Origin of the sequence: Alcaligenes sp. DN25, from assembly GCF_023674485.1 — a bacterium.
GTDB lineage: Bacteria > Pseudomonadota > Gammaproteobacteria > Burkholderiales > Burkholderiaceae_B > Alcaligenes > Alcaligenes phenolicus.
The window spans coordinates 1,626,858-1,651,650 of the sequence record NZ_CP098408.1 but is presented as its reverse complement, the minus strand read 5'-3'; the positions used below and the strand labels follow the sequence as shown (position 1 = coordinate 1,651,650).

Sequence of the window (24,793 nt, the reverse complement as noted above, 5' to 3'; positions counted from 1 at the left end):
AAATTAACCGGCCCGAAACGGGACGGTCAGGTTGATCTGGTAGAACTCTTCGCGTTGAGGCCGTTTTTGCGGGTCATCCGCTGCCACGTCGACCTGGCTCAGGCCCAGGCATTCCAACGCTCCTTCAGACCAGAAGGAAAAGTGTTCATCCAGGGCATCGCTCAGGCGATCCAGCTCCTGACGGCCCTGACCCAAACGATCAAAGCACTCGATCAGAATCTCGCCCGATTTGCGGGTGTAGGGTTTCGCACCCATGCCCGAGATTTCCGAGTCGGTATTCTTGATCAGCAGACGGCACCAGACGCCTGTATCCGGCGGAGTAAAGGCCGCGTGCGCATTGGGATACTCGATGCGCTCCTGAGCAATCCCGGTCAATGCCACCATGTGATCAATAATGGCTTTACTGATCTGTTCAAAGTTCATCTTGTGTAGTTCTCCTGAACGGTCCTGGCCATCTGCTTGATGGCCAATCGATGACTGTGCGTAGGTTGTTGTGACCAGACAATAAAAAACCCCGCAGCAATTTCTTGCTCGGGGTTGTTTCGTTTGTATTGGACGCAACTTTGCACGCCCATTATTGCAATTAGCCTTGCAGATTCATAGCGGCCCATGTTGCAGACTGCAACGCCAGGCGTAAAAAGCAGAGGTTTCACCCTCTTTGATCTTGTCCACCTGACCTGAATCCTGCAATTGCACCAGCACACGCTTGACCCCTTCGCGCATGGCGTTGCGTTGGGCCGTGGACAGCTCCATGCCTTTGCTGACGTGCCGCACAATCTGGATCATGCGGAACTCTCGTCCCGGATAGGCCGCTAACAGGTCTATGACTTCGGCTGCATACTTCACCGCAAAATCTCCTTCTCGACTGTGATTCTGAAATCCATCAAATGGCGGCGGTAGTCTTCATCCCGAAGGACCGCGCCAGTCACCTTTTTGATCCACAAACGGGCTGTGGCCTGGCGTTCGCTGGCGGTCAAATGACCATACTGAGCGTTCTTGCGCGGGTACTCGGCCTGGATGACCATGGCTTGGTAATGCGGCAGGCGCTGGTAGAGGGCGTCAACCGCCAAAGCGTGGTCTTGATGTATGGGCCGAAAGTCCTCTTGCCAGGGAACGTAGCGTTCCATATTGCCCACGGTCTGCCCGGACCAGCACCAACGGGCCCAGTTCCAGAGCAGATCGTCGCCGCTCAGACCCTGCTTTTTTTCTGCTTTGATTGTCATGTGGGTTCCTCCTTCAAGCCCGATGAACGGTGATGCCGTGCATCCGAGTCAGCAAAATTCGTTTGATGCTTTGGAACAGGCTTTCTGGATCGCCGCTTAGCTGCACAATGCGATCGCCGCTGCTGTTGTCCGTGTAGGCAAAATCCGCGATATAGCAAATCCTGCCAGCGGGTATCAGGTGGCTGAAAAGCCGTGGCACCAGACTCCAGGATGGCTGCTGTACCAAATGCCTGATCTGGCCGTTCCGCTGCAAAGCCAGCAGTGCTCTGTAGCGATGGGCAGTTGCTCCGGTGATCGCCTGATGCACCTCTTGATGAAGTCGTGTTGTCAGATCCATGGCTGGTTCACTCCTTGCCCAAGGCTGCTTTGGCCATCTTCAGCACGGCCAAGGAACACGCTTCCGGGCGGGCCAAGATCCGATTCGCCCAGACTCGCGGGTCCTTGTTGGTGTCGCCCGAAATCACCTGAGCCAGGTCGCGCACGCGTCGTTGCCCTTCCCGGCGCCCTTGCTCCCAGTCTTGCGGGGAGGTCAGGGCCAATCGAGGCGGCGGGATTTCTGCCCACTGTCCTTTGGCCAGTTGATCTCCCAGCACTTTGTGCCAGCGTTGTTCCAGCTGCGTGTAGGCCTGATTCAGCATGTCAAACTGCCCAATGCTGATTGCTGCGTGATAGATAGCCGGGTGTGACCACTCGCCCATTTCTCCTCGCACTCGTGCCTGCATGCCACGCACGGCCTGGAAAAAGGCGGTTTCTGGTTCCAGTTGAGGGCGGCACGCACGCAAGAACTCCGGCAAGCTGGGGGGCCAATCAAACATGCGACGGCAATTCTTGATGCCTAGTGCCACGTCATTGGGCGAGACGCCTTCCTCGTCAAAAGCTTCGGCCCAGGCCTGTTTCCAATCTTCAATGGCTTGCTTGTCCCGAAAGTTGGAGCGGAACTTGTTCGGATAAATGCCATTGAGCCGGTTGTACAAATGGTCCATCAGGCTGATGCCTTCCAGCTTGGTATGACGCAGCAGCCAGGGGTTGGAAAAATCAGATATCGATGACATCGTCTATCTCCTCGCGTTGCCGATGACGGTTCACATAAGCCAGGGGATCAAAGCCCGACGCCTGACCTGCACGGGGCTCGTTGCGTCCTTCCAGCCAGCTGGCCTTGCCCCCGCGCCAGCCACGCAACATGCACTCGGCCAGAAAGTCGTCCACGCTGTAGCCCATTTCCAAAGCACGGTGGGCTTCGGTGCCAAGGCGGTTCAGGGCGGTTTGCGTCAAGGGCGCTTTGATCTCGCGACGATGGCGCAGATAATCCGCCACTACGTCTGCGCTGGGTTCGGCAGGCCAGGCAGAAAACTCCAGCGCCGGAGCCTTGCTACGCACGTTTGTTTTTTCTGTATCTGTATCTCCTTCTTTATCTGTCTCTTTATCTAGCGCGTTACCCGGCCGTTTCGGTAACGTTACGGACGCGTTACTGCCTTCGTTACCGTCTTGTTCCTGTTTTTTTCTGGCCCGAAAACGCGCCACCCGCTCCGCGCTGCTGTCGGATTTCATCTGGCGTTTGTCCCACGCCAGAGGCTGCAAAGTTTCCTGGTCGATCAGGCCCACTTCGCTTAAGCGGCGCACCACATCGTCCAAGGTGCGCAGGTCCAGGCCCAGCTTGACGGCCACCTTGCGCAGCATCAGCGTGTCTTCGCTGTCTAGCACGCCCTGCCCTTTAAGGCAGAGCAAGGCCACGTAATGCCATCTGTCCTCGAAAGCCAGCAGACGCAACTTCTCGTCGTCCACCATCTCGGTATAGGCGCGAAACCACGGCATATTGCTCATAGGCACGCTCCTGACTGTGTGAGCCATCGACAAGCAAACTCGTGTCGATGGTTGTGAATACGTGTTTTCATGGCACCCCCGCCTGAAAAACCGCACGCCTCTGATGTATTTGCAAAAATATGACGCGCAGCAGGATCCCTGGCCCAAACAGGCCACGAACATCCGATTGATAGGCAATGCCCCAAGGGCACAAGAACTGCGTCACCCCATGACACAGTCGAACTGTCAGGCATGGCTTGCAAGCCAAACCCGTCGTAAATGCTTAGATATTTCTAGAGCTTTCTTTGGGTGCTGGGGCCGGCACCACCGGGTTCATGTGATGGAAGACCAGTTGCCAGACGCGCGGTATGACACCCGCCTTCTCCCATTGAGATATGCGGCCTTTGCTCAAGCCCGTGATACGCAATACGGCTCGGCGACCGCCCATTTCTTCGATGATGTGTTTAGCGTTCATGCATTGAGTATAGATAGTTCTAAACGTAAAGAAAAGAAATATCTAAACCCATGTTTAGTTTTTTCTTGTTTTAATGTCGAGTATGGATATTTACTCGATTCGCCGCAGAAACCTGCAACGCCTGATTGAAGACCGCGCTCACGGCAACGCGGCTGACTTTGCGCGCTCTATTGGGCGCACACGGGCGCAACTGGCCCAGTACCTGTCATCCACCTACAACGGTGGGCGCAGCATTGGCGAACGAGTGGCGCGAGCCATAGAAAAAGAAGTGGGTCTGGAAGCGCATAGCCTGGATCAGCAAGGCTATGGTTTTGGGGCCAAGCACGGTTTTGACTCCAACGTGCAAGACGCCATGATGGGCGAGCGGCGTATCCCCCTGCTGAACTATGTGCAGGCAGGTGTGTTTCGGGATCCCGGTCAGAACTTCACGTTTGAAGAAGTGGAATATCTGCTGACAGACCTGTGTCTGTCCGAGCGTTCCTTTGCCTTGCAGATCAAGGGCGATTCCATGTTGCCGGACTTCAAGGAAGGCGACCGGATTATTGTTGATTGCGAGCTCACGCCCCGCCCCGGTGATTATGTGGTCGCCAAAAACAGCGAAGAAGAAGCCACCTTCAAGAAGTACCGGCTCTTGTGCATAGATGAAGGTGGGCAAGAAATCTTTGAGCTGGTGCCGCTGAACGAAGACTATCCTTCCATTCGCAGCGACCAGCATGCTATTGAAATCATTGGCACCATGGTGGAGCACCGGAAATACTATCGGCGTTCGTAAAAAGCTGGCAGCGCAGGCTGCCATGCATGATACGGCTTAACGCTTTTTCATTTCCTGATCGACCTTCTCCATCCAGGCCTGATCACAAGGGACGGGCTGTGCTGAGCGCTGACCATACAGACGGATATGCACCACGTTGCACCACTCCTGCGAGCCATAGTCAGGGCCATGCCCTTGCCCATCGGAGACAGCCAATTGGCGATCCACCTTTTCCAGCCAGGCTTCACTGCCGACTTTCTCGGTGGGCGCCGTAGTTTGGCAAGCGGCTAACAATAAAGCGGGGGCAAGCATCAAGATTCGCATGGCAATACCTGAAAAGAAGAGGCGAAACGTCCTTTATAGCAGAGTGCAAGAGGGTGGGTTGGGCGAGAATAAGCTCACTGCATGCGCCTGGCTCCTTCCTCCATCAAAGGCTTTAACCCGTACAGTAATCTGTACAAGTCATTCTATTTCCATTAGACTTGTACAGTGAATTGGACAAGTGAGGTTGCCATGAAAATCATCTCGTTTTCAGAAGCGCGCAACAGCTTGAAAGCTGTACTGGATAGCGTAGTCGATGACGCCAGCACCACCATCATCACGCGTCGTGATGCGGAAGACGCTGTAGTCATGTCACTCGATTACTACAACAGCTTGATGGAAACCGTCCATCTGCTGCGCTCCCCCGCTAATGCGGAACACCTGAGCCGCTCTATCGAACAATATCGTGCTGGCAAAGCCATGCCACGCGAGCTGAGCGATGACTGACCGTTTGTTATGCTGGACTGACGCTGCCTGGATTGACTATGTGTATTGGCAAGGCCAGGACCGCAAGACATTGAAGCGTATCAACAGACTGATAGAGGAAGTACGACGTGCGCCATTCGATGGCATAGGCAAACCTGAAGCGCTTAAAGAAAATCTGTCCGGCTTTTGGTCAAGACGCATTGATGACACGAATCGCCTGGTCTATGCCGTAGACAAGGCAAGCATCACCATCATTTCTTGTCGTTATCATTATTAATCAACCGGACTCCACTAAAGCATCCAAAACCAGTCTGAATTCTGGTGCCCCCCCAGTGAATCGAACACAGCCCCCTACAATCCGAAGTGACTAATTCGTCCCTGGCATGTGAGACAAGAATGAAATGGCTGTTCCTATGCCTGATCATGGCATTGCTACCTCTGCACACTCAAGCAAGAAATACACCCTGCTCAGGCAAAAAAGGCGGCATTTCCCACTGCGAGGGGGAAGTCTTTGTATGCCGTGATGGTTCAGCCAGCGGCAGCAAGCGGTCGTGTCCTGCATACACCGGCACTGCAGGACAAAGTTCGCAGTCCAGGCCACAGGCGCTGCGATCCAGCAGCGCCTGCCCCTGCTCCAGTGGAACCTATTGCACCGGCCCTCGTGGAGGGCGCTATTGCGAAACCAGCACAGGCAGCAAACGCTATCAGCGCAAATAAGGGGGCAGCCTGCGGTACTTGCTTAGCAATTGCCCTTTTTAGCCTGGCCAGGTGGACAGTGACGCTGCCCATATCCACCGTAACCATCCGGATCCACGATCACCGATCCCCGGGGGGTATGGACGGCACAGGCGGAAAGAACAGCTGTCATGGTCAAAGCTAAAATAAGTGTTTTCATCATTATTCTCTGGGTTTTAGACGCGCTCATTGTGCGCTAAGGATACACAACAAGGTGCTACCAATCGCGAGCAAATACAGTTGGCCTTCCAGATGCTTGAATCTCTTGCTCTAGCCGTGGCTACGCTAGGCACAAACACAGACTTTATGTAATAATTGCGGACTTGTTGCCCCTCTAGCTCATGCTTGGTTAGAGCAGCGGACTCATAATCCGTTGGTGCCGTGTTCGACTCACGGGGGGGGCACCACCCATTTCAAGCTGCACCTGTATTTCAAAGTCGCACAATCTGCGGCTTTTATTCATTCAGGGATAACCGAAGCTCTGCCTCGAAACCCGTTCGCCTGGTTTAACCACGACGGAAGGTTCTGGCGTGGTCATCACGTTCAGAGGAAAGAGAGCATGGATCCCCGCGTATTCTTGTTTGCCTTGGCCACTTTCGTCACGGGCACAGCAGAAAACATCATTGTTGGGCTAGTACTGGATGTGGCTTCGGACCTGCGCGTCTCAGTGGCCCTGGCCGGATAGTTAACGGCAGTTTTCTCCCTCAGTTTTGCCTTGATGGCGCCATGCGTCCCTTTATTGGGACATCGGCTGCGCCCTCGCCCCCTGTACTTGAGTGCCTTGGCACTATTCGTCTTCGGCAATGTCCTGGCCGCCCTCAGCCCTTCCTTTACGCTGTTATTTTTGGCAAGAGTGATGATGGCTTGTGCCAGCGCGGTAGTCTGTGTGCTGGCAACAACACTGGCAACAGAATTGGTCCCACCTTCCCTGCAAGGACGTGCCATTGGTCTGATTTTCATGGGGATCAGCGGGTCGCTGGTGTTGGGGGTTCAGGCGGGAATGTTAACTGGCCAATGGGGCGGCTGGCGGATCGCCTGCCAGCCCCGCTAGCCTTGAACCTTGTAGCCGCACTTTATCTTGGCAGCCTGGTTTCCTTGCCCTTTTTACTGAACCACCTGCCTTGGCTAGGCAGCTTCATGGTGCTGATCTGGTTTGCATCAACGGGATGATTTCCCCGGTCGTACAAAGCTTTTTGATCCATACCGACAGTGAATCCGCACAGGCTGGCATCAGCCTGAACTTCTCGGCCATGCATATGGGTGTAGGAGCCGGAACTGAGGCGATGGTTGAGCACAAATGCAGCGAACATCGCTTATCGTGCCCATCAAGGCCTTCCATAAACTGTAAATACGCCCACAACAATTGTTAAAGTTTGTTTTATACAGGAACCCTTCGCCGCCTAGTCATTAAAATCGCTTCTCTTTATATAAGTAGAAGGGGAAGTTCATGACTTTTCGTATGGGTGCATTGGCCGCTATGCTGGCCGTCGCTGGCCTGACTGCAGGCTGCCAGACAATGGATGTGGGTGGCATGGTCGGTGCTGGCAGCAAGGCTGTCCAAGCGTTCAATTTGTCCGATCAGGAAGTGATTGCTCTGTCGGATCAGTCCTGCAAGCAGATGGATGCTGAAAACAAAGTGGCCAGCCCCAACAGCAAGTACAACAAGCGCCTGCAACGTGTCGTCAAGCCATTGGCGAAACAGTTGAACGGTCAAACACCGAACTTCAAGGTTTACCAGACTCAGGAAGTGAACGCCTGGGCCATGGCTAACGGTTGTATCCGTGTGTATGCCGGTCTGATGGACAAGATGAACGACGACGAACTGCGCGGCGTGATCGGTCACGAAATGGGCCACGTTGAACTGGGCCACAGCAAGAAAGCCATGCAAACCGCCTACGGTCTGTCCGCTGCTCGTGACGCTGCTGCCGCCACCGGTAACGGTGTGGTTGCTCAGTTGAACTCCAGCCAATTGGGCGAGCTGTCCGAAGCCTTCCTGAACGCTCAGTTCTCGCAATCGCAAGAATCCGACGCTGACGACTACTCCTTTGACCTGCTGACCGAGCGCAAGCTCAAGACCCAGGGTCTGGTTTCTGCCTTTGAAAAACTGGCAGCTCTGGACGGCGGCGAAAGCAGCGTGATGAGCTCGCACCCCGGCTCCAAAGAACGCGCCCAGCGTATGCAACAGCGCATCGACGCGGCTAAATAAGCCCCTTCGACGCAGCGAATCGCATGCCGCTAACCCGTCCGCTTTTGCGGGCGGGTTTTTTTTATGGGGATTCCAGGGATCACAAGTCAGGATGCAGCACAGCATCGGACCGCCGCTACCAAACGCTGGATGCTCGGCCTGGAACTTTTTATCCATACGATGAACCAATCAGACATTACCAACACCCGTACTCCCTCGAACGCCCCCGCCTGACAAGCGATCCAGCTACAGCAAAACCTGGTCTGTAAATCCTTACTTTTCGTCGCGGTGGCGCCATAAACCAGTACCTGCTTTCAGGTATGCTTGTGCCATTCTTTGGTCTTGGCAGTTACGCTCTTGAAAAAGTCTTCCTCTTCAAAAAATTCCTGTCCCTGCGGCAATCCCAAAACCTACGAAGTTTGTTGCGGCCCTTGGCACCAAGGCCCGCAGTACTTGCAAGCCCCCGATGCGGCTACCCTGATGCGCTCGCGGTACAGCGCTTTTGTGCGCGACGATCTGGACTATCTGCTGGCCACCTGGCATAGCTCCACCCGCCCTCATTCGCTGGAACCCAATCCGGAAGGTTTGCAATGGTTGGGCCTGGATGTGCGACGTCATGAACGTGTTTCCGACACGGAAGCGATTGTGGAATTTGTCGCTCGCAACCGTCTGAATGGCCGGGCGAACCGTCTGCATGAAGTCAGCCGTTTTGTCCTTGAACAAGGCCAATGGTTTTACGTGGACGGGGATTTCTCATGAGCCAAAGCAACGACTTTGTACAAGCTGAACAGGTCCATGGCTCCAGCCTGCCCATGGCTTTGCTGCTGGAAGCCGATCCCAGCACGAGTCTGATTGAAAGCTACAAAGACACACCGTACGCCTGGTGTATCAAAGATCAGGAACACATCGTGGCGGCTGCTATTTTGCAGCGCAGGAACGCCCAGGATTGGGAGCTGATGAACATCGCCGTTCAGCCCTCGCACCAGGGTCATGGATTGGGTGCCAAGCTGCTGTCTGCCCTGATTAGCTATGTACGCGAACAAGGTGGGCAAACCTTATATGTGGCCACCGGCACCATTGGCTACCCCCTGTTTTTCTATCAGCGCGCCGGCTTTCGAGTGGTAGCGGTAGAGCCCGATTATTTCCTGCACCATTACGACGAGGCCCTGTTTGAGGACGGTTTGCAGCACAAGGACCGCCTGATTCTGAGCCTTGCCCTGAACTAAAAGACTGCAATGATGCTGTCCCTTCCTTCTGGTTGATATGCTGAGCACCCTGAGCAATTTTGCAGAACAGGCCACCGCCCTGATCAGCGCCAACCCACAATGGGTGGCCCCCGCTGTTTTCGCCTTGTGCCTGGTCGAGTCCCTGCCCTTTTTGGCCCTGATCATACCGGGTACGGCCATCCTTTTATCTGTGGGTGCCCTGGTCGGCGCCGGGGAAATGAGCTTGCTGCCGATCTGGCTGTCCGTGACACTGGGCGCTGGCCTGGGCAATGCCATCTCGTTTTTTCTGGGCCAGCGCTACGGTGGCAATCTGTTCCACTTCGAGTGGGCCCGCAAGCGTTTGCATCTGTATGCAAAAGCGCAGGCTTTTTTTGCACGCTGGGGATGGTTTAGTATTGTGGCCTGCCGCTTTATTGGTCCCTTGCGCTCAACTGTCCCCTTGATTGCGGGCACCTGTGCCATGTCCCCTCTGAGTTTTCATATCTCATCCTGGGCCTCGGCCGCCTTGTGGGCCAGTGTCTTGCTGCTACCTGGCTGGTTCAGTTTCCAACCCTGATTTTCAATGACCCCTGTAAGCCTCGCCTACCTGCATTTATTCATCGCGATTCTCTTCGAGATCATCGCCACCAGCTTGCTGCAGCGCTCCGAACAGTTCACGCGCCTGATGCCCAGCGCCTTCACGATCATGTTCTACGCGGGTGCGTTCTACTTTCTGTCACTCAGTCTGCGCGTCATGCCGGTTGGGGTGGCCTATGCCATCTGGAGTGGAGTGGGCATTGTGCTGATTTCCTTGATTGGCTGGGTGGTCTTCAAGCAGAAGCTGGATTTGGCCGCTATGATTGGCATCGGTTTTATAGTGGTGGGCGTGCTGATTGTGAATCTGTTCTCCAAATCTGTCGGCCACTGATTTTAGTGAATAAATATGATTGCCTTGATTCAACGGGTACGCCAGGCCCAGGTCGATATTGAAAACCAGACTGTCGCAAAAATTGGCGCAGGCATGGCCGTTCTGGTCTGTGCCGAGCACGGTGACACCCGCGAGCAAGCCACACGCTTGCTGGATAAATTGCTGGCCCTGCGCATTTTCTCGGACGAGCAAGGCAAGATGAACCTGAACTTGCAGCAAGCCGGTGGTCAGCTATTACTGGTTAGCCAGTTCACCCTGGCGGCCGATACGCGCAAGGGCAACCGTCCAGGATTCAGCCGCGCTGCGCCCCCTGCAATCAGCCAGCCCTTGTTTGACGAGCTGGTAGCCATGGCCCGCGCCCGGCTGCCTGATACCCAGTGCGGCGTATTTGGTGCCGATATGCAATTGAGCCTGACCAACGATGGGCCAGTCACGATTCCCATACATATTGCGCCCGACACAGACCCTAGCTGACGATTGCCTTAAAGAGGCTCCATCCCTATAATTGCGCAGGGTGTTTTGCTGGCATGGTGCAGCAAGGCAGGTTAATTACATACGCAAGGTCGGGCCGCCTTGTGGAGATTTGCCGACCATGTCCCCCCCTTCTTCCGGTGCGCCTTTGCCGCGCGCCCATGTTCTGACCCGCCAGTTGCAAGCCCAATTGCAACGCCTCCTGCATATCGAGGCCCTGGGCGGTGTGGTCTTGTTGATGGCTGCCGCCATAGCCCTGATCTGGGCCAACTCTTCATTTGCCGATAGCTATTCTGCCCTGTGGCACACCCAAGTGACCTTGGAGCTGGGCTCCTGGCGTTTCTCGCAAGATTTGCATTTTTGGGTCAACGATATTCTGATGACCTTGTTCTTCCTGGTTGTCGGGATGGAGATCCGCCGCGAGATCCATGACGGCGCCCTGTCCGACTGGCGCTCGGCCATGCTGCCTATCTGTGCTGCCCTGTCCGCCATTACTCTGCCGGCGCTGATCTACGCCGCCATGAATCCCGACCCGAAGGTGCTGATGGGTTGGGCCATTCCGACTGCCACCGATATTGCCTTCGCAGTGGGTGTGCTGGCCTTGCTGGGCCGCTCCCTGCCCCCCAGCTTGCGGGTGTTTTTGCTGGCGCTGGCCATTATTGATGACCTGGTCGCCATCCTGATCATTGCATTCTTCTACTCGGGTGGCCTGGACTACAGCGCCTTCCTGATTGCAGCCGTTGGTATTGTGGCCGTCCTGGGTCTGCAAAAAATGGGCATAGGCTCGGCCTGGGCCTATGTCGTTCCCGGTGCGATCCTGTGGTTTGGCTTGTTGAAGACAGGTGCTCACCCCACACTGGCCGGTGTGGTTCTGGGCATGATGAGCCCTGTGCGCGCCCTGCCCTTGCCTCGCAAGGCCCGTCACCTGAATCTGGAACTGGCCACCAAACTGGAAAGCCAGCACGACACTCACGAAGTCATGCACACGCTGCAGAAAATGCAGCTGGCTCAACGCGAGATTCTGCCTCCGGTCCAGCGTATTCCTGCACTGCTGCACCCCTGGGTAGCGTTCATCATCATGCCGGTGTTTGCGCTGGCCAATGCCGGGGTCAGCCTGAATGGTCTGGACCTGAATGCCGCCGGTGCACAAAGCGCCCTGTTTGGTGTGGCGATTGCCCTGATTGTGGGCAAGCCCTTGGGCGTCCTGCTGGGCACCTGGTTGCCCGTACGCTTGGGGCTATGTACCCTGCCTGCCGGCATGGATTGGGCCGGCGTCACCCTGATTGGTTTGCTGGCCGGTATTGGCTTTACCATGTCCATCTTTGTGGCCAACCTGGCCTTTGCCGAGCCCGTTTTGCTGGATGCTGCCAAGCTGGGCGTTCTGTGCGGCTCTTTGGCGTCCGCCGTTCTGGGCTTGGCGTGGGGCCTGATTGTGCGTCGTCGCTATCAGCAGTCTGCCAGCCAGGCAGCTTATAGCCAGGCATAAACAGCCAGACGTCAAACAAACAGGCCCACGCTAGCGTGGGCCTGTTTTTTTTAGGGCTGATCAATTAATCAATGGTCAGCACGCGTTCGTTCAGGATACGGCGGCAATCCATTTCAAACTCCAGATCCTTGACGGGAGGACGGGCCAGGTGCCAGCCCAAGCCATGGTTAATCGCACCGCGTTGAGCCAGTTCAGTAGCCATGAAAGGATGCAGATTGTGCACCGTGTACGCATGGGTGGCCGTCGTGTCAGCCCATTCATGGCCCAACACTTCCAGACGACGCTCCATTTCACCCAGAACCCATTGCGCCTTCTGCAACAGCCCTTCAGGCGACACGTCCTGGTAGGCCACAATGCTCTCTATATAGTCGTCGGGCGTTTCGGGGACTTCGCAGCTGCCTGCGATCACAAAGGTGGCTTCTTCAATATCGGTTTCCACCGTGTAGCTGAAAGCGTAAAAACTGGGCTCGGCAGGTGCGCCTACCAGCGGCGACACGTTGCTGCGGGCGACCGGATTATGCTTGCCTTTGACCAGGCCCCACTCTTTCAGCGTTTCCAGATACAGCTCATTGAACTTGTTGAAGTCGCTGTCGCTAACTGGCTCGGGCGAGCGCAGCTCGCAGGCGCACAAGGCTGTCAAAGGACGCTCTTCTGCTTCCAGCACGGCCTGAATCAAGTCAAAACCTTCTTTCAATGGCACGGGGGCAGAAAACACGACCCGGCAGATCTCGTAACCGGGCTGAGCGGCCACCCCGCCCGAAAAGCGGTTCACGCCGGTCGGAATGAAGCGGTAGTTGCCTTTGTCAAAATTAATCGCATTGCTCATGGTTGTTCCTGATCGTGTAGTGGGCCTTGGCCCGCCGGGGTCGAGTCGCCGTTATGCGGCAAAGCGGGCACTATAGCACCCTCTTAACCGTCTCAAGTTCGGTGCAGGGGCACAAGCCTCACCTTAACAGCACAAATCATTTTTTTGCGCATCATTGCAATCGCTTTGACTTCCAGCGCAGACCTCCCTACGATGGCGATATTCTTCATCACGCTGAGTTTCAGCTTGGTAGTGCACTGAGCGGTTCTATGGGTAAATCATGGATCGATTCACAGACATACTTAGACCACAGCATCAGCAATTTCCCAGACAAAATGCAGCGGCCTGGCGTTTCCTGCGCCCGGCTTGGGAAGCACGTATCCGCAAAGAACGCTATCCTAGCGAGTTTCGTGCGAACTGAGCCGGTTCGCTTTACGGTCTGTTGGCCCAGTGCCAACCTCCTGAACTCAAGACCCTGTACCTGCACGCCCACTGGAGTATTGCATGTCCACGCATCCATCAACTGAGCTACTTGGCCCCCAAACCCCGATTGCCGATATTGTTCTGGCCCTGAATCAGCTGGAGCAAGGCCCCGCGCTGCTCGCTGCCCAGGAGCTGGATAACGAACGTCTGCAAGCCTTGCTGGAAGTGCCGGAGTTGCGTTGGGCCAGTGCGCTCTTGATGGAGCTGACACGTCCCGAACGCCTGCCAGTGCTGGAGCAACTGGCCGAAGACCGAATGGCCGACTTGCTGCAAGACCTGGACCATGAAGACCAGGAGCAGATTCTTGGCCGCCTGACCCAGCGCACCCGCACCTCCATCATGCGTCTGATGCACTATCCGGCAGACACAGCCGGCGGCATCATGACTACCGAGTTTCTGCAAGTGCCCATGAGCTGGAATGTGGCACAAACCTTGCAGCACATTCGGGAAGTGGAAAGTACCCGCGAAACGGTCTATGCCATCTATGTGGTCAACGACAAGCAACAACTGCAATTTGTGGTGCCTTTGCGCAAGCTGGTGTGCGCCGACCCGCAGGCGGCCCTGACCGAGTTGTGGAGTGGCGACAGCCCCATTGCCGTGCAGGCCCTGACGGACAAGGAGGCCGTGGCCCAACTGATACGCCGCCACGACTTTCTGGCCATTCCAGTGGTGGACGAGGCCAATGCCATCATCGGCATTGTGACGGTAGACGACGTGATCGACGCCCTGATGGACGAGGCCGCCGAAGACATGAACCGCTTCGGGGGTGCCGAACATATTGGCAAACCCTATCTGCAAGCGGGCTTTAGCACCATGATTCGCAAACGGGGAGGCTGGCTGGCCATTCTGTTCCTGGGTGAAATGCTGACCGCCAGTGCCATGCAGTACTACGAAATACAGCTGGAAAAGGCCGTGGTCCTGGCCATGTTCATTCCCTTGATCATGAGCTCCGGCGGTAACTCCGGCTCGCAGGCCACTTCCTTGCTGATTCGCGGTCTGGCCCTGGGTGAAGTCCGGGTGCGCGACTGGTGGCGAGTACTGCTGCGCGAATTGCCGGTGGGTCTGGTGCTGGGCACCATGTTGGGGGCGATCGGCTTTATTCGTATCGAAATCTGGCAACACCTGGGCCTGTACGACTATGGCGAGCACTCCTTGCTGATTGCCTTCACCATCTGGCTGGCTCTGGTGGGCATTGTGACGTTCGGTTCCTGTATTGGCTCCATGCTGCCCTTCATCTTGCAGCGCGTCGGTTTTGACCCGGCCAGTGCCTCGGCTCCCCTGGTGGCCACGCTGGTGGACGTGCTCGGTTTGGTGATTTACTTCTCCGTGGCCGCGATGTTGCTGACAGGAACCTTGCTCTAGCCATGAATTTTTTTGTTGAATCCATACAAAAAAGCGCACAGTAAGAGACAAACTCGGTAACCTATCCGAATTTCACCGTTACATTCCCTCTGACAGGCAGGGGGAGCCTGACACATTTCGTCTAACTTGGCCCCATGGGCCGCTTCGGACATCAGCACCTATGCGGATACTCGACCAGTTCTTCATCAGTGCAGACCAGATGGCTCCCTTCTTGGTTGGCAGCTATAACAGTGGTCTGGTCATCCTGTCGCTACTGGTTGCCATCTTCTCCTCGGGCATGGCCTTGCAAACGGCCCATATTGCCCGCATGGCTGATTTGCGCATACACCGCCAGATTGCCATTTGTACGGGTGCCATCGCCCTGGGCGGTGGCATCTGGACCATGCACTTTATTGGCATGTTGGCGTTTGAACTTTGCACCAGCGTCCATTACGACCCGGCCATCACCATGTTGTCGGTTCTGCCCAGCGTAGGGGCATCCTGGGTCGCCCTGCAAATTCTCTCGCAAGCCCGTGTACAACGCTCGCACCTGATTGTGGGCGGTATTTTGGTGGGTCTGGGTATAGGCACCATGCATTACAGTGGCATGGCTGCCATGCGTATGGCGCCGGTCCTGCGCTATGAGCCCATCACCTTCTTCCTGTCGATTGTGCTGGCCGTGGTACTGGCCACGCTGGCCTTGTGGATACGCTTTCGCCTGCATCGCACCCGCCTGACCTTGCTGCAACGCGTGGTCATCAGCGGCATTGTGCTGGGCCTGGCCATTTCCGGCATGCACTATACCGGCATGGCGGCCGCCCGCTTTATAGGCCAGACCACACCGCCCGATGACATGATCATCTTCAACAGCACCTTTGCCTCCATGGTGCTGTCCACCTTCACCATTACGGTGACGGTACTGGTGACCGCAGCCAACGGCCTGCTGCGCTACCGCCAGTTGTTCTTGAAGATGGAAGAAAGCGAATCGCACAACCGGGCCATTGTGGATACCGCGATTGACGGCATTATTACCATCAACAGCCACGGCACCATTCTGGACTTCAACCATTCAGCCGAACGCCTGTTTGGCTGGAAGGCTGGCGAGGTGCTGGGGCGCAATGTGAACATGCTGATGCCCGAGCCGGACCGCTCGCGCCACGACAGCTATCTGTCCAATTATTTACGCACCAACGACCCAAAAATTATTGGCGTAGGCCGGGATGTCACCGGTTTGCGCAAGGATGGCAGCTTGCTGCCGATGCGCCTGGCCGTAGGCAAGGTACGCCAGCCGGGTGACCCGCTGTTTGTCGGTTTTGTCACTGACATGAGCCGCTACAAGGCACTGACCGAATCCCTGCGTCAAAGTGCGGAAAAAGCCGAGCAGGCAGCCCAGGCCAAGACGGCTTTTCTGGCCAATATGAGCCATGAAATCCGTACCCCGCTCAACGCGATTATTGGCTTTAGCGACTTGATGCTGAATGATCAGATCAATGCGCAGCAAAACAAGCACCTTGCCATCATCAACCAGTCCGCCCACTCCTTGCTGGCCTTGCTGAACGACATTCTGGATACCACCAAGCTGGAACGCGGCTCGGTCGAGCTGGAGCAAGTGGATTTTTCGCTGATTGAATTGTGTAATCAGGTCGTGGCCTCCTTGCGTTTGGCAGCGGATGCCAAGAACCTGGAGTTCCGTCTGAACCATGCGCCCGAGCTGCATCAGTTTTACAAGGGCGACCCGATGCGGATTCAGCAGGTGCTGAACAACCTGATCGGCAATGCCATCAAGTTCACCCAAAGCGGAGCGGTGCATGTGGATGTCAATCCCGAACCAGGGCGCAATACCGTCTCCATCCGCGTCACGGACACCGGCATTGGCATGACTCCTGAGCAGTTGCGCCATGTGTTCACCCCTTTTACACAGGCCGATGTATCCATCAGCCGCCGTTTTGGCGGTACCGGCCTGGGCGTATCCATTGCCCGCCAGCTGGTGGATCTGATGGGCGGCACGCTGAAGGTTGAAAGTACCCTGGGTGTGGGCAGCGTCTTTGAAGTCCGTATTCCCCTGGAACCGGGCAAGGAACCCAGCCTGAGCCCGGACGATCAGCCCGTGCCCCGCCTGCCGCCGCTGCGCATTCTGGTGGCCGATGACATCAGCCTGAATCAGGAACTGCTGACCTTGGCCCTGGAGCAGCACGGACATTCCGTGACAGTGGCCGACAACGGTCACAAAGTGCTGGAGCTGCTGTCCAAAGAAGATTTTGATGTGGCCTTGCTGGATGTGCACATGCCCGAGATGGACGGTCTGGAAACCGCCCGCCGGTGGCGCGAACAGGAACGCCGCGAAGCGCGGCTGCCTTTGCCACTAATTGCGCTGACTGCCAGTGTCATGGAGTCCGACCGTCATGCGGCCCAGGAGGCCGGCATGAATGGCTTTGCCACCAAACCGCTGGATCTGCCTTCTTTGCTGCAGGAGATTGCCATGGTGATGGGTCTGCCCCCCACCGGCCCCTTGGAGCACAGCGTCGAACCACAAGAGAGCAGCCTGATCGATTGGGAGTTGGGCCTGAGCCTGTGGGGTTCCCAGGTCCGTCTGCGCCGCGCTCTGCTGAGCTTTCTGTCTGACCTGCATACCCGCTACCCGCTCGATGAAATCAAGCAGGCATCCCCGAACTGGGAGATTGTGCTGGGCAGCCTGCATGGCATTCGCGGCACCGCCGGCAATCTGGGTCTGCCCCAAGTGTCTGCCCTCAGCGCCGAGCTGGAAGAAAAAATTCGTCGTGGTCAAACTCGCCAGATGCGTCGCCGTATTGAACAGTTGCAGGAAATGTTCAACCGCATCGCTCACGAACTTGGTCACAACGGCCCACCGACTACTTATTCAGACGCTCAACAGGTCGTGGTGCATCCCCCCGACGTTGCCTTGAACAATCTCCACATTCTGCATAGCAGCGTCTTGCTCAACGAGCTGGACGAGCCTGCCTTGCAAGTGGTCTGTCAGTATCTGGAAAGCACAGGGCAAACCGATACCCTGAATGATCTTAATAAAACCATCGACGTGTTCGACTTTGCTCAAGCCAGCCTGATCCTGTCCAAGCTGATCAAAGACCTGAATGCGAGCTTGGCCAAGGATCCGCCACGCCATGAATGAATTTACCTCGCCGCGCCCCACCCTCTTGCTCATCGATGACGAGCCCGCCAATCTGCAGATTCTGCGCCATACGCTGCAACAGGATTTCCGGCTGCTCTTTGCCAAAGATGGCATCAAGGCGCTGGAGCTGGCACAACGGGACCTACCGGACCTGATCTTGCTGGACATCATGATGCCGCAAATGTCGGGTTACGAAGTCTGTCGAGCCTTGAAGGCCGACCTTAAAACCCGCCACATCCCCGTTGTTTTTGTAACTGCGCTCTCGCAGCCGCAGGATGAGCAAATGGGGCTGGACATGGGGGCGGTGGACTACATCTCCAAACCCTTTAACCCGGCGATTCTGAAGGCACGTATACGCAACCATCTGTCCTTGGTACAAATGCAGGAACTGCGCGACAGCCGCCTGCAGATTATCCGTTGCCTGGGGACAGCGGCCGAATACAAGGACAACGAAGTTGGCCGCCACGTCATCCGCATGAGCCACTACACGCGCATTCTGGCCCATTGGCTGGGTTACTCCAGCGAAGCGGCCGACGAGCTGCTGCACGCCGCACCCATGCACGATATTGGCAAAATCGGCATCCCGGATTCCATCCTGCAAAAACCCGGCAAGCTAACGCCCGAAGAATGGGAAATCATGCGTACGCACACCTTGATTGGCGCCCGCATTATTGGCCAGCACTCGCATGGCTTGTTGAAACTGGCACGCACGATCGCGCTGTATCACCATGAAAAATGGGACGGCAGCGGCTATCCCTATGGTTTAACAGGCGAGAATATCCCCCTGCCCGCCCGCATCGTGGCGGTGGCCGATGTGTTTGATGCCTTGGCCAGTGAGCGACCCTATAAGAAAGCCTGGAGTGTGGAGAGCTGCATCAGCTATCTGCGCGAACAATCCGGCCAGCACTTTGACCCGCAACTGATCGCTCTGCTGGATAAATGCCTGCCTGAAATGCTGCATATCAAAGAAAAATGGGCCGACGATCCCCAGCCGATGGCAAAGACTTGAACCGATTGGCCCGTAAGCAGCAGGTGGGCCAGGTCCCGCGCTCCTCAGCCCTGCGGGCTTGCCCTACAATGACGGCTTTACTACCTACCCCCGCATCTACATGGCCGCTTTGCGTATTCGCCAAGTCCGACTTCATAAAAAACTGTCTCTGCGCAAGCTGGCCGAGCTTGCCCAAGTCTCCCCCGGCCTGATCAGCCAGGTGGAACGCGGTTTGACCCAACCCAGTCTGGATACCCTGCGCCAAATTGCACGTGCGCTGGATACGCCCTTGTTTTCCCTGCTGGATGACAATGTGGAGCAAGTGGCGGTGGTGCGCCAGAACGAGCGCATGAGCATTCAATCCGCTTCGGGCGTGCAGTACCAGCGGGTGTCGCCGGGCTTTGGCAGTATTGAAATGCTGGCGGGCTTCTTGCCGCCGGGAGGAAGCTCGGTCGGGCAGCGCTGGAGCCACCCTGCCGAGGAATGTGTGCTGGTGACGGAAGGCCAGCTGCTGGTCGATGTAGGGGATGATCAGCACTGTCTGCAAACGGGCGATAGCTGTTATTTCAACTCCAGCCTGCCCCATGCCTACCGCAATCCTTACGACACGGATGTGCGCTTTATTGTGGCGATCACCCCACCAAGCTATTAAGCACGAGCACTAGGCGGCGCTGTGCAGCTGGGCCTGGATCAGGTCCAGCTCGGTTTCATGGCAACGCTGCAAACGTAGCCAGCGGTTTTCATCCATGTCTGCACCGCGTGTCGCCAGCATGATCAAGATGCAGGAATTCTGATCCAGCGGCTGCACCATGGCGCTGATGCGCGGCGTACGTTGTGTGGCGCTACCTACCCAATAGCGAATCAGCCCTTGCTCGGCCAGAATCTCCACGCTGACATGGGTTTGGCCACCATCAAACAAGGACGTCCCCACCACCAGGCCAGGCTCCACCGTTTCGGTGTCAAAGCAGCCCAGAGACCAGCGTCCCAGCGCATCCAGATCCGCCATATAGTCCATCACGACCTTGGCGGATCGTTCGATACGACGGCTGGCCTGATGAGCCCAGGTTTGGCTATCCATATCCCCTCCTCCTTTACCAACCGGCTTGCAAGGTGTCGCACAAGCGCAGTACATCCTGCTCGGTGCAGACATTACCGGGCGACAGACGCAATACGCCGTCACGCTGATCGCAATAGAGCTCCTGCTCACGCAGCTGATCCACCATAGCCTGAGCGCGTTGGGCACTGCTGGCGCGCAACATGATGCTGCCGCCGCGCTCGTTCTCGGCCAATGGGGTCAGCACGGGCCAATTGGCTTTGGCCGCACGATCCAGCAAGACCGCCGTCAATGCCCGGTTTTGCTCCAGCAGTTTTTCTACGCCAGTTTCCAGCACGAAACGCATGCCAGGCAGGGACGCAATACTTCCCAAAATAGCCGGTGTGCCGTGGTCGAAACGACGCGCGCCGTCAGCATAGCTGAACTGGTCCAGATTCCAGTTAAAGGGATTTTCCTGGCTGAACCAGCCGCGAAACTCCGGCTCGCACTGCTCGATCAAATCTGCACGCACATGCAAGAGGCTGGCACCGGACACGCCGCATGCCCACTTCAAGGAGGCCGACAAGGTAAAGGCCACGCCTTCATGCACGGTGAACGGCACCAGCCCGGCGGCTTGTGTCAAATCCAGCGCCATCAGGCTGCCGTGCTCCGTCGCACATTGCGCCATGCGATCCACATCCACCCGGTGCGAGGACGTAGAGCTGACCCAGGTCACCAGGGCCAAACCCACACTGTCATCCCAGGCGTTGATGAAATCATCGTCCGTCACATAAGACAGGCCCGCACTCAAAGGTACGGTGCGCAAGGTGAAACCCAGGCGCAAGGCCAGTTTTTGCAACAGAAAATGCAGGCTGGGAAAGCAATCGGCCGCAACCAGCAAGGTACGTCCTTTAAGCACATGCGAAGGCAAAGAACCCAGAATGCTGTAGAGGCCGCCAGTGACATTTTCACTTAGCGCAATATCCTTGGAATCAGCACCAATCAAACGGGCCCAGGCATCCATGAAAGCCTGTTTCTGGCCCAGAGCGTACCCCCACTGGGCATCGTCCTGCGCCGACCAGACCTGGCTGAACTGATCCAGCTCGGCACGCATGGCCGCTTCCTTGCCCTCGAACATGCCAATGGAGTGATAAAGAAAATATCCGGACATCATTTACTTCCTTGAAAATCAATCGGCCAACTGACGGCCAGAGGTTTCCTGCACCGTGCTCAAAGCCACAATCCCGATCAGCGCCACTACCATCACGTAAAAGGCAGGTGCCATGCTCGAACCGGTCAGGCCCGTCAGCCAGGACGCCACGAATGGCGCCGTCGCTCCACCCAGAATGGTGGCGATGTTAAAGCCCAGCGACACGCCGCTATAGCGCACTCGCGTAGGGAACAATTCGGCATACAAGGGGTAGCCCACGGCCTGCACTACGATGAAGGGCAAAATGGACACGGCCACCGCGATCACCGCCAGCGGGAAACTGCCCCAGGAGGCGACCCACATCGTCAGCGGCACCAGCACCAGATAGCCCAGCAAGCCAATCGTCAGCAAGGGTTTGCGGCCAAAGCGATCAGACAGGCCACCGGCAAAAGGCATGATGAAGGCCGAGCACAAGGTGACCAGGGAAATCAGCCAGAACACCGCGGTGCCGTCGTATTTCAGGGTGTGAATCAAATGGGTACTCAGATAGACCACGCCCACGTAGCCTGCTGCATTCTGTGCAAAACCAATGGCAATGACTTGCAAGAGGGGACGGCGGTAATCACGCACAATCAAGGACAAAGGCGAATGCTCGGGGTGATGGCTTTTGAGCATTTCCTTAAAGCGCGGCGAATCCTCGATACGTGAACGAGCCCAGACACACAGAATGATCAGCGGAATGGACAGCAGAAAGGGAATACGCCAGCCCCAATCCAGCATGGCTTCCTTACCCACCAGCGCCGTCACCAACCCCGCGACGCCGGTGGCCAGGGACAAGCCCAAAGTGGCGGCGGCCGGGTTGAACGCGCCAAAGAAACCGCGCTTGCCGGGAGGCGAGCATTCCGCCACATAGGTAGCTGCGCCCGTAATTTCACCACCGGCAAAAAAGCCCTGCAGCAAACGACACAGCAATAGCAAGGCCGGTGCAGCCAGGCCCAGCGTGGCGTAGGTAGGCAACATGCCCATCAAGGCGCTGGCCACTCCAATGCCCACAATCGTGAACATCAAGGCAGCGGTACGGCCATGCTTGTCGCCAAACCAGCCAAAGAAAATACCGCCCAAGGGGCGTGCCAGAAAGGCGCCGCCAAACACGGCCAATGTGGACAGCAAGGCCGCGTTCTCATTGCCGGCGTGAAAAAACAGCACGCTTAGCGTCACAGCCAGGACGCCGTACAGCTGAAAGTCGTAATACTCGATCATGGTGCCCAAACCCGCTGCGCTGGCGGCACGCCACGGCGATACGGGGGCCTCGTCCTGTGGGGACTGTTTCTTGCTCATGTCTCATCCATCCTGATACGCATAATGCGTCTATTCTGTTTAGTGTGGCTAAACAAATTATACGGATGAATATTTCAGCTTTCAATCACTGGGAAAACCCTAAAGGTCGGGGTCTTCGGCCCTGTCCTTGTCCATGGCTTCCTGAACCCAGCGTTGGGCCGGATGCAGACTGATGCCCTGTTGACGCAAGCGCCGCAGAATGTCGAGCATCAGATTGCTGCGCACCCGGCGCTGGACTCGCATGGTATTGATGAAACAACGGGTGCTGAATGCCACCCCATCCCCAAAAATTCCGTCGCAAGACAAGATAGGGGCTGGCTCGGTCAGAATTTCCGGTTCGGACTGTACGGCCTCACGCAAAATCTGCATGACCGCATCCGCGTCCACATCCAGCGGAAACAGCAAGCGGGACTCGATCGCGCCCAAGGAGGTCGGGGTGTAAGTCAGATTACGCACCTGCCGCCCCATCATCTGGGAGTTGGGGACCATGACCATGGTGCGATCAAAGCGCTCAACATAGGTCGCCCGCAAGCGAATCTGGCGCACATTGCCTTCGCTGCCCTCTACCTCCACCCAGTCTCCCACTTTGACGGGACGCTCGACCATCAGCATCAGGCCAGAGGCAATGTTCTGCACAATGCCTCGCAAGCCAAAACCCAGACCCACCGTCAAGGCCGTAAAGATCCAGGTCACCGATTCAATCGGCACACCCAGCATGGACAGGCAGATCACCAACAGAACAAAATAGGCAACGTACCCAACCATGCCCACGATCGCATTTTGCAGGCCCGGCTCCAGCGTGGTGTTAGGCATGTAATGCTGACGCAGCCAGGTGCGCAGGAAATGAATCAGGACGGCCCCCACCAGCATCACGCCCAAGGCAATCAGCCACAAGTCCAGACGCCATTGCACCGCCCCCAGACGCAGGACATCACGCGAGACGTCCAGTCCCGATTCCAGCATCTGCTTGGGTTCAGTCAACCAATCCCCACTGACCATCCAGATAGCCAGGCCCAGGACTGTCATTCTGGCAATGGCAAAGAACACCACGATCAACTGGCTTTGCACACGAATCGGTGCCGCGTCAGGATCGCGACTGCGGTTGTGCAAATAGGCCAGCAAGGAGTCCGAGATGTCCTGCAGCCACACCATGAAGACATAGGCAATCAAGCCAAAGATCAAAGGCATGGTGATGAAGTGGGACATCAAATCATCCGACAAGCCCTGCCACCCACCGATGAACAGCCCAGCGACCAGAATATAGACGGCGACGGCCCCTTTGAAGACCAGGCGCGCCCAGCTACGCGCTGTTCTGACAGAGCCCTGCCCCGACGATTCGGTCTGGCCAAACAGCTCGGCCCGCAGTATCCACAAGCCATAGCCATACAAGACCAGGTAAAGCAGGCTGGTGATGCCATCCATCAAGGCTTGAAACGTGTCTGACGTTCCTATCGAACCTTTAAAAAAGGTCGCCACAATGTCCAGATAGGCAATCAGAAAAAAGGCGAGTGCAAAATAACGCATTCGCCCTTGCGCCTGAGTCGACAAGGGCAGCAAGCGCCAGGAGGCGCGACTCTGGATCAAGATACCTTTCATGGTGGCCAGCACCACCGCCGCCACTGCCGCTCCGAACTTCAAGGTAGCCAGCAGTTCAAACTGCATGGCGCTAATGCCTGGGCGATCGAAGAACAGCTCAATCAACTGATCCACCAGAGTCAGGCTGACAAAAAACCACAACAGGAAATTGGCCAGAGTCAGGCTGGAGCGGCGCAAACGCCCTGCCGGTAAATAACGGCTGATCCACACCGGCATCAGTCGCAACAAAACAAACCCCATGATCACAACCGCGATCACCATCCCGAATGATGCGTTACTTTGCTGCCAGCTCGTGTCTTTCCAGGTTTCACGCCACTGCTGAGCGAAGTCGGACAGTTTTTGCCGATCCGCCGGCCAGGCCTCGCTCAATCCAGGCAGACTTTGCAACAAGACCAGGGAAGCACTGCGCTGCCAGCGCTTGGCATGTTCATAGCGCGCTGTCGCATCCCGCAACAGCTGACCTGTCTGTTCCGTTTCCAGTTGCACCAGGCGTGCTACCCGCAAGTCTGCGCGCAAGGCCGCGTCAGCCCGTCGCAATTGCTGCCGCTCGTTATGAAGTGTGGTTTGGTCTGCCTCGTCTCCAGCATCTTCACCCAGCTCCTGCAAGCGCGCCCGCAACAAGCGGCTACGTCGCTCCAGCTTTTGCACGACCCGGCTGGACAGATCGCGCGCATGGGTGAGCTTCTGCTCGAACTCGTAGCTACGTTCGCGTCGTATGGAGGTTTGATTGCCTTCCAGGCGATACTGTAAAAGGCGAACTTCATCTTGCGCCTGCTGCAGCTCCCGCATCAGCTGACGCTCTTGCTCAATCTCGGACAGGGTTTGTGCCTGAGACCCGCCCCCCAGCAGCAGGCCAATAAACAAGAGCAAGACCTGCACACCTAGTCGTAGCGTCTTCATGGCTG

The 24,793-nt window shown here is 56.6% G+C and carries 30 protein-coding genes, 1 tRNA gene and 1 pseudogene; 19 read left to right on the top strand and 13 right to left on the bottom strand.

The window, feature by feature from the left end; all coding sequences use genetic code 11:
- Window positions 1-3: 3 nt before the first annotated feature.
- The 6 genes from NBV64_RS07640 to NBV64_RS07615 form a co-directional block, all read right to left on the bottom strand.
- Window positions 4-423 carry a phage tail terminator-like protein gene (locus tag NBV64_RS07640; protein WP_009459902.1) on the bottom strand — a complete coding sequence of 140 codons (420 nt, stop codon included), beginning with the start codon at window positions 421-423 and terminating at the stop codon, window positions 4-6.
- A 174-nt stretch (window positions 424-597) separates the two neighbouring features.
- Window positions 598-846 carry a hypothetical protein gene (locus tag NBV64_RS07635; protein ID WP_009459904.1) on the bottom strand — a complete coding sequence of 83 codons (249 nt, stop codon included), beginning with the start codon at window positions 844-846 and terminating at the stop codon, window positions 598-600.
- Window positions 843-1,223 (bottom strand): hypothetical protein, encoded by a 381-nt coding sequence (locus NBV64_RS07630; RefSeq protein ID WP_021446766.1) that lies wholly within the window; start codon window positions 1,221-1,223, stop codon window positions 843-845. Before NBV64_RS07630 ends, NBV64_RS07635 begins: the two co-directional genes overlap by 4 nt.
- A 13-nt stretch (window positions 1,224-1,236) precedes the next feature.
- A complete protein-coding gene (locus NBV64_RS07625; protein ID WP_250757009.1) occupies window positions 1,237-1,560 on the bottom strand; it encodes a KH domain-containing protein in 324 nt (107 codons plus the stop codon).
- A 7-nt stretch (window positions 1,561-1,567) separates the two neighbouring features.
- A complete protein-coding gene (locus tag NBV64_RS07620) occupies window positions 1,568-2,275 on the bottom strand; it encodes a replication protein P (RefSeq protein WP_009459907.1) in 708 nt (235 codons plus the stop codon).
- A complete protein-coding gene (locus tag NBV64_RS07615; protein ID WP_250757008.1) occupies window positions 2,259-3,044 on the bottom strand; it encodes a phage replication initiator YdaU family protein in 786 nt (261 codons plus the stop codon). The genes NBV64_RS07620 and NBV64_RS07615 overlap by 17 nt, the downstream gene beginning before the upstream one ends.
- Window positions 3,045-3,105: 61 nt before the next feature.
- On the opposite strand from NBV64_RS07615, the gene NBV64_RS07610 reads away from it, so the two are divergent.
- Together NBV64_RS07610 and NBV64_RS07605 are read left to right on the top strand one after the other, a co-directional pair.
- Window positions 3,106-3,627: a hypothetical protein gene (locus NBV64_RS07610; RefSeq protein WP_250757007.1), complete on the top strand. Its 522-nt coding sequence runs from the start codon at window positions 3,106-3,108 to the stop codon at window positions 3,625-3,627.
- Window positions 3,581-4,270: a LexA family protein gene (locus NBV64_RS07605; protein WP_088453217.1), complete on the top strand. Its 690-nt coding sequence runs from the start codon at window positions 3,581-3,583 to the stop codon at window positions 4,268-4,270. The genes NBV64_RS07610 and NBV64_RS07605 overlap by 47 nt, the downstream gene beginning before the upstream one ends.
- A 36-nt stretch (window positions 4,271-4,306) precedes the next feature.
- Here NBV64_RS07605 and NBV64_RS07600 read toward each other — a convergent pair whose 3' ends face one another.
- Entirely contained in the window at window positions 4,307-4,573 is a 267-nt protein-coding gene (locus tag NBV64_RS07600; RefSeq protein ID WP_035275328.1) for a hypothetical protein, read from the bottom strand.
- 189 nt (window positions 4,574-4,762) lie between these two features.
- Between NBV64_RS07600 and NBV64_RS07595 the strand changes: the two genes are divergently transcribed.
- From NBV64_RS07595 to NBV64_RS07580, 6 genes and pseudogenes are all read left to right on the top strand, one after another.
- The gene (locus NBV64_RS07595; protein WP_009459443.1) at window positions 4,763-5,017 is read left to right on the top strand and encodes a type II toxin-antitoxin system Phd/YefM family antitoxin; all 255 of its coding nucleotides are present in this window, start codon (window positions 4,763-4,765) and stop codon (window positions 5,015-5,017) included.
- On the top strand, window positions 5,010-5,273 hold the full coding sequence (locus tag NBV64_RS07590; RefSeq protein ID WP_009459444.1) for a Txe/YoeB family addiction module toxin: 264 nt from the start codon (window positions 5,010-5,012) through the stop codon (window positions 5,271-5,273). The genes NBV64_RS07595 and NBV64_RS07590 overlap by 8 nt, the downstream gene beginning before the upstream one ends.
- A gap of 119 nt (window positions 5,274-5,392) precedes the next feature.
- A complete protein-coding gene (locus NBV64_RS19175; RefSeq protein WP_082453584.1) occupies window positions 5,393-5,713 on the top strand; it encodes a hypothetical protein in 321 nt (106 codons plus the stop codon).
- A gap of 346 nt (window positions 5,714-6,059) precedes the next feature.
- Window positions 6,060-6,138, top strand: a tRNA-Ile gene (locus tag NBV64_RS07585).
- Window positions 6,139-6,290: 152 nt separating this feature from the next.
- On the top strand, window positions 6,291-6,416 hold the full coding sequence (locus tag NBV64_RS19075) for a major facilitator superfamily transporter (protein WP_009459451.1): 126 nt from the start codon (window positions 6,291-6,293) through the stop codon (window positions 6,414-6,416).
- Window positions 6,417-6,428: 12 nt separating this feature from the next.
- Window positions 6,429-6,782 (top strand): annotated as a pseudogene (locus NBV64_RS07580) (MFS transporter); the annotation flags it as partial.
- A 22-nt stretch (window positions 6,783-6,804) separates the two neighbouring features.
- Here NBV64_RS07580 and NBV64_RS07575 read toward each other — a convergent pair.
- Complete coding sequence (locus tag NBV64_RS07575) at window positions 6,805-7,041, bottom strand: hypothetical protein (protein WP_250757005.1); 237 nt, start codon at window positions 7,039-7,041, stop codon at window positions 6,805-6,807.
- 137 nt (window positions 7,042-7,178) lie between these two features.
- Between NBV64_RS07575 and loiP the strand changes: the two genes are divergently transcribed.
- From loiP to nhaA, 7 genes are all read left to right on the top strand, one after another.
- Window positions 7,179-7,937: a metalloprotease LoiP gene (gene loiP, locus NBV64_RS07570; protein WP_009459460.1), complete on the top strand. Its 759-nt coding sequence runs from the start codon at window positions 7,179-7,181 to the stop codon at window positions 7,935-7,937.
- A 336-nt stretch (window positions 7,938-8,273) separates the two neighbouring features.
- Window positions 8,274-8,675: a YchJ family protein gene (locus NBV64_RS07565; protein WP_009459461.1), complete on the top strand. Its 402-nt coding sequence runs from the start codon at window positions 8,274-8,276 to the stop codon at window positions 8,673-8,675.
- The gene (locus NBV64_RS07560) at window positions 8,672-9,142 is read left to right on the top strand and encodes a GNAT family N-acetyltransferase (RefSeq protein WP_250757004.1); all 471 of its coding nucleotides are present in this window, start codon (window positions 8,672-8,674) and stop codon (window positions 9,140-9,142) included. The genes NBV64_RS07565 and NBV64_RS07560 overlap by 4 nt, the downstream gene beginning before the upstream one ends.
- 37 nt (window positions 9,143-9,179) lie before the next feature.
- Window positions 9,180-9,698, top strand: a complete 519-nt coding sequence (locus NBV64_RS07555; protein WP_026484694.1) for a DedA family protein — start codon at window positions 9,180-9,182, stop codon at window positions 9,696-9,698.
- Between the two features lie 6 nt (window positions 9,699-9,704).
- Entirely contained in the window at window positions 9,705-10,049 is a 345-nt protein-coding gene (locus NBV64_RS07550) for a DMT family transporter (protein WP_009459464.1), read from the top strand.
- A 15-nt stretch (window positions 10,050-10,064) separates the two neighbouring features.
- Window positions 10,065-10,523: a D-aminoacyl-tRNA deacylase gene (gene dtd, locus NBV64_RS07545; protein ID WP_250757003.1), complete on the top strand. Its 459-nt coding sequence runs from the start codon at window positions 10,065-10,067 to the stop codon at window positions 10,521-10,523.
- A 118-nt stretch (window positions 10,524-10,641) separates the two neighbouring features.
- Window positions 10,642-12,006 carry a Na+/H+ antiporter NhaA gene (nhaA, locus tag NBV64_RS07540; RefSeq protein WP_250757002.1) on the top strand — a complete coding sequence of 455 codons (1,365 nt, stop codon included), beginning with the start codon at window positions 10,642-10,644 and terminating at the stop codon, window positions 12,004-12,006.
- A gap of 64 nt (window positions 12,007-12,070) precedes the next feature.
- Here nhaA and cnbZ read toward each other — a convergent pair whose 3' ends face one another.
- On the bottom strand, window positions 12,071-12,832 hold the full coding sequence (gene cnbZ / locus NBV64_RS07535) for a 2-amino-5-chloromuconate deaminase CnbZ (RefSeq protein ID WP_009459468.1): 762 nt from the start codon (window positions 12,830-12,832) through the stop codon (window positions 12,071-12,073).
- Between the two features lie 483 nt (window positions 12,833-13,315).
- Here cnbZ and mgtE point away from each other — a divergent pair, with 483 nt between their 5' ends.
- The 4 genes from mgtE (at window position 13,316) to NBV64_RS07515 (ending at window position 19,423) form a co-directional block, all read left to right on the top strand.
- A complete protein-coding gene (gene mgtE / locus NBV64_RS07530; RefSeq protein ID WP_021446772.1) occupies window positions 13,316-14,656 on the top strand; it encodes a magnesium transporter in 1,341 nt (446 codons plus the stop codon).
- Window positions 14,657-14,816: 160 nt separating this feature from the next.
- Window positions 14,817-17,783 carry an MHYT domain-containing protein gene (locus tag NBV64_RS07525; RefSeq protein ID WP_022983193.1) on the top strand — a complete coding sequence of 989 codons (2,967 nt, stop codon included), beginning with the start codon at window positions 14,817-14,819 and terminating at the stop codon, window positions 17,781-17,783.
- Window positions 17,776-18,792 (top strand): response regulator, encoded by a 1,017-nt coding sequence (locus NBV64_RS07520; RefSeq protein WP_009459474.1) that lies wholly within the window; start codon window positions 17,776-17,778, stop codon window positions 18,790-18,792. Before NBV64_RS07525 ends, NBV64_RS07520 begins: the two co-directional genes overlap by 8 nt.
- Window positions 18,793-18,850: 58 nt before the next feature.
- Entirely contained in the window at window positions 18,851-19,423 is a 573-nt protein-coding gene (locus tag NBV64_RS07515) for a helix-turn-helix domain-containing protein (protein ID WP_009459475.1), read from the top strand.
- Between the two features lie 9 nt (window positions 19,424-19,432).
- Here NBV64_RS07515 and NBV64_RS07510 read toward each other — a convergent pair whose 3' ends face one another.
- The 4 genes from NBV64_RS07510 to NBV64_RS07495 all read right to left on the bottom strand — a co-directional run bounded on the left by NBV64_RS07510 (window position 19,433) and on the right by NBV64_RS07495 (window position 24,788).
- Window positions 19,433-19,849, bottom strand: a complete 417-nt coding sequence (locus NBV64_RS07510; protein ID WP_009459478.1) for a hypothetical protein — start codon at window positions 19,847-19,849, stop codon at window positions 19,433-19,435.
- 13 nt (window positions 19,850-19,862) lie between these two features.
- Window positions 19,863-20,978: an aminotransferase class V-fold PLP-dependent enzyme gene (locus tag NBV64_RS07505; protein ID WP_226349538.1), complete on the bottom strand. Its 1,116-nt coding sequence runs from the start codon at window positions 20,976-20,978 to the stop codon at window positions 19,863-19,865.
- Window positions 20,979-20,993: 15 nt separating this feature from the next.
- Window positions 20,994-22,292: an MFS transporter gene (locus tag NBV64_RS07500; RefSeq protein ID WP_009459482.1), complete on the bottom strand. Its 1,299-nt coding sequence runs from the start codon at window positions 22,290-22,292 to the stop codon at window positions 20,994-20,996.
- Window positions 22,293-22,391: 99 nt separating this feature from the next.
- Entirely contained in the window at window positions 22,392-24,788 is a 2,397-nt protein-coding gene (locus NBV64_RS07495; RefSeq protein ID WP_250757001.1) for a mechanosensitive ion channel family protein, read from the bottom strand.
- Window positions 24,789-24,793: the final 5 nt, after the last annotated feature.

Coding starts and splice junctions, on each gene's coding strand:
- NBV64_RS07640 (WP_009459902.1), bottom strand. CDS start 423: ATGAACTTTGAACAGATCAGTAAAGCCATTATTGATCACATGGTGGCA.
- NBV64_RS07630 (WP_021446766.1), bottom strand. CDS start 1,223: ATGACAATCAAAGCAGAAAAAAAGCAGGGTCTGAGCGGCGACGATCTG.
- NBV64_RS07625 (WP_250757009.1), bottom strand. CDS start 1,560: ATGGATCTGACAACACGACTTCATCAAGAGGTGCATCAGGCGATCACC.
- NBV64_RS07620 (WP_009459907.1), bottom strand. CDS start 2,275: ATGTCATCGATATCTGATTTTTCCAACCCCTGGCTGCTGCGTCATACC.
- NBV64_RS07615 (WP_250757008.1), bottom strand. CDS start 3,044: ATGAGCAATATGCCGTGGTTTCGCGCCTATACCGAGATGGTGGACGAC.
- NBV64_RS07605 (WP_088453217.1), top strand. CDS start 3,581: ATGGATATTTACTCGATTCGCCGCAGAAACCTGCAACGCCTGATTGAA.
- NBV64_RS07600 (WP_035275328.1), bottom strand. CDS start 4,573: ATGCGAATCTTGATGCTTGCCCCCGCTTTATTGTTAGCCGCTTGCCAA.
- NBV64_RS07595 (WP_009459443.1), top strand. CDS start 4,763: ATGAAAATCATCTCGTTTTCAGAAGCGCGCAACAGCTTGAAAGCTGTA.
- NBV64_RS07590 (WP_009459444.1), top strand. CDS start 5,010: ATGACTGACCGTTTGTTATGCTGGACTGACGCTGCCTGGATTGACTAT.
- NBV64_RS19175 (WP_082453584.1), top strand. CDS start 5,393: ATGAAATGGCTGTTCCTATGCCTGATCATGGCATTGCTACCTCTGCAC.
- NBV64_RS19075 (WP_009459451.1), top strand. CDS start 6,291: ATGGATCCCCGCGTATTCTTGTTTGCCTTGGCCACTTTCGTCACGGGC.
- NBV64_RS07575 (WP_250757005.1), bottom strand. CDS start 7,041: ATGTTCGCTGCATTTGTGCTCAACCATCGCCTCAGTTCCGGCTCCTAC.
- loiP (WP_009459460.1), top strand. CDS start 7,179: ATGACTTTTCGTATGGGTGCATTGGCCGCTATGCTGGCCGTCGCTGGC.
- NBV64_RS07560 (WP_250757004.1), top strand. CDS start 8,672: ATGAGCCAAAGCAACGACTTTGTACAAGCTGAACAGGTCCATGGCTCC.
- NBV64_RS07555 (WP_026484694.1), top strand. CDS start 9,180: ATGCTGAGCACCCTGAGCAATTTTGCAGAACAGGCCACCGCCCTGATC.
- NBV64_RS07550 (WP_009459464.1), top strand. CDS start 9,705: ATGACCCCTGTAAGCCTCGCCTACCTGCATTTATTCATCGCGATTCTC.
- dtd (WP_250757003.1), top strand. CDS start 10,065: ATGATTGCCTTGATTCAACGGGTACGCCAGGCCCAGGTCGATATTGAA.
- nhaA (WP_250757002.1), top strand. CDS start 10,642: ATGTCCCCCCCTTCTTCCGGTGCGCCTTTGCCGCGCGCCCATGTTCTG.
- cnbZ (WP_009459468.1), bottom strand. CDS start 12,832: ATGAGCAATGCGATTAATTTTGACAAAGGCAACTACCGCTTCATTCCG.
- mgtE (WP_021446772.1), top strand. CDS start 13,316: ATGTCCACGCATCCATCAACTGAGCTACTTGGCCCCCAAACCCCGATT.
- NBV64_RS07525 (WP_022983193.1), top strand. CDS start 14,817: ATGCGGATACTCGACCAGTTCTTCATCAGTGCAGACCAGATGGCTCCC.
- NBV64_RS07520 (WP_009459474.1), top strand. CDS start 17,776: ATGAATGAATTTACCTCGCCGCGCCCCACCCTCTTGCTCATCGATGAC.
- NBV64_RS07510 (WP_009459478.1), bottom strand. CDS start 19,849: ATGGATAGCCAAACCTGGGCTCATCAGGCCAGCCGTCGTATCGAACGA.
- NBV64_RS07505 (WP_226349538.1), bottom strand. CDS start 20,978: ATGATGTCCGGATATTTTCTTTATCACTCCATTGGCATGTTCGAGGGC.
- NBV64_RS07500 (WP_009459482.1), bottom strand. CDS start 22,292: ATGAGCAAGAAACAGTCCCCACAGGACGAGGCCCCCGTATCGCCGTGG.
- NBV64_RS07495 (WP_250757001.1), bottom strand. CDS start 24,788: ATGAAGACGCTACGACTAGGTGTGCAGGTCTTGCTCTTGTTTATTGGC.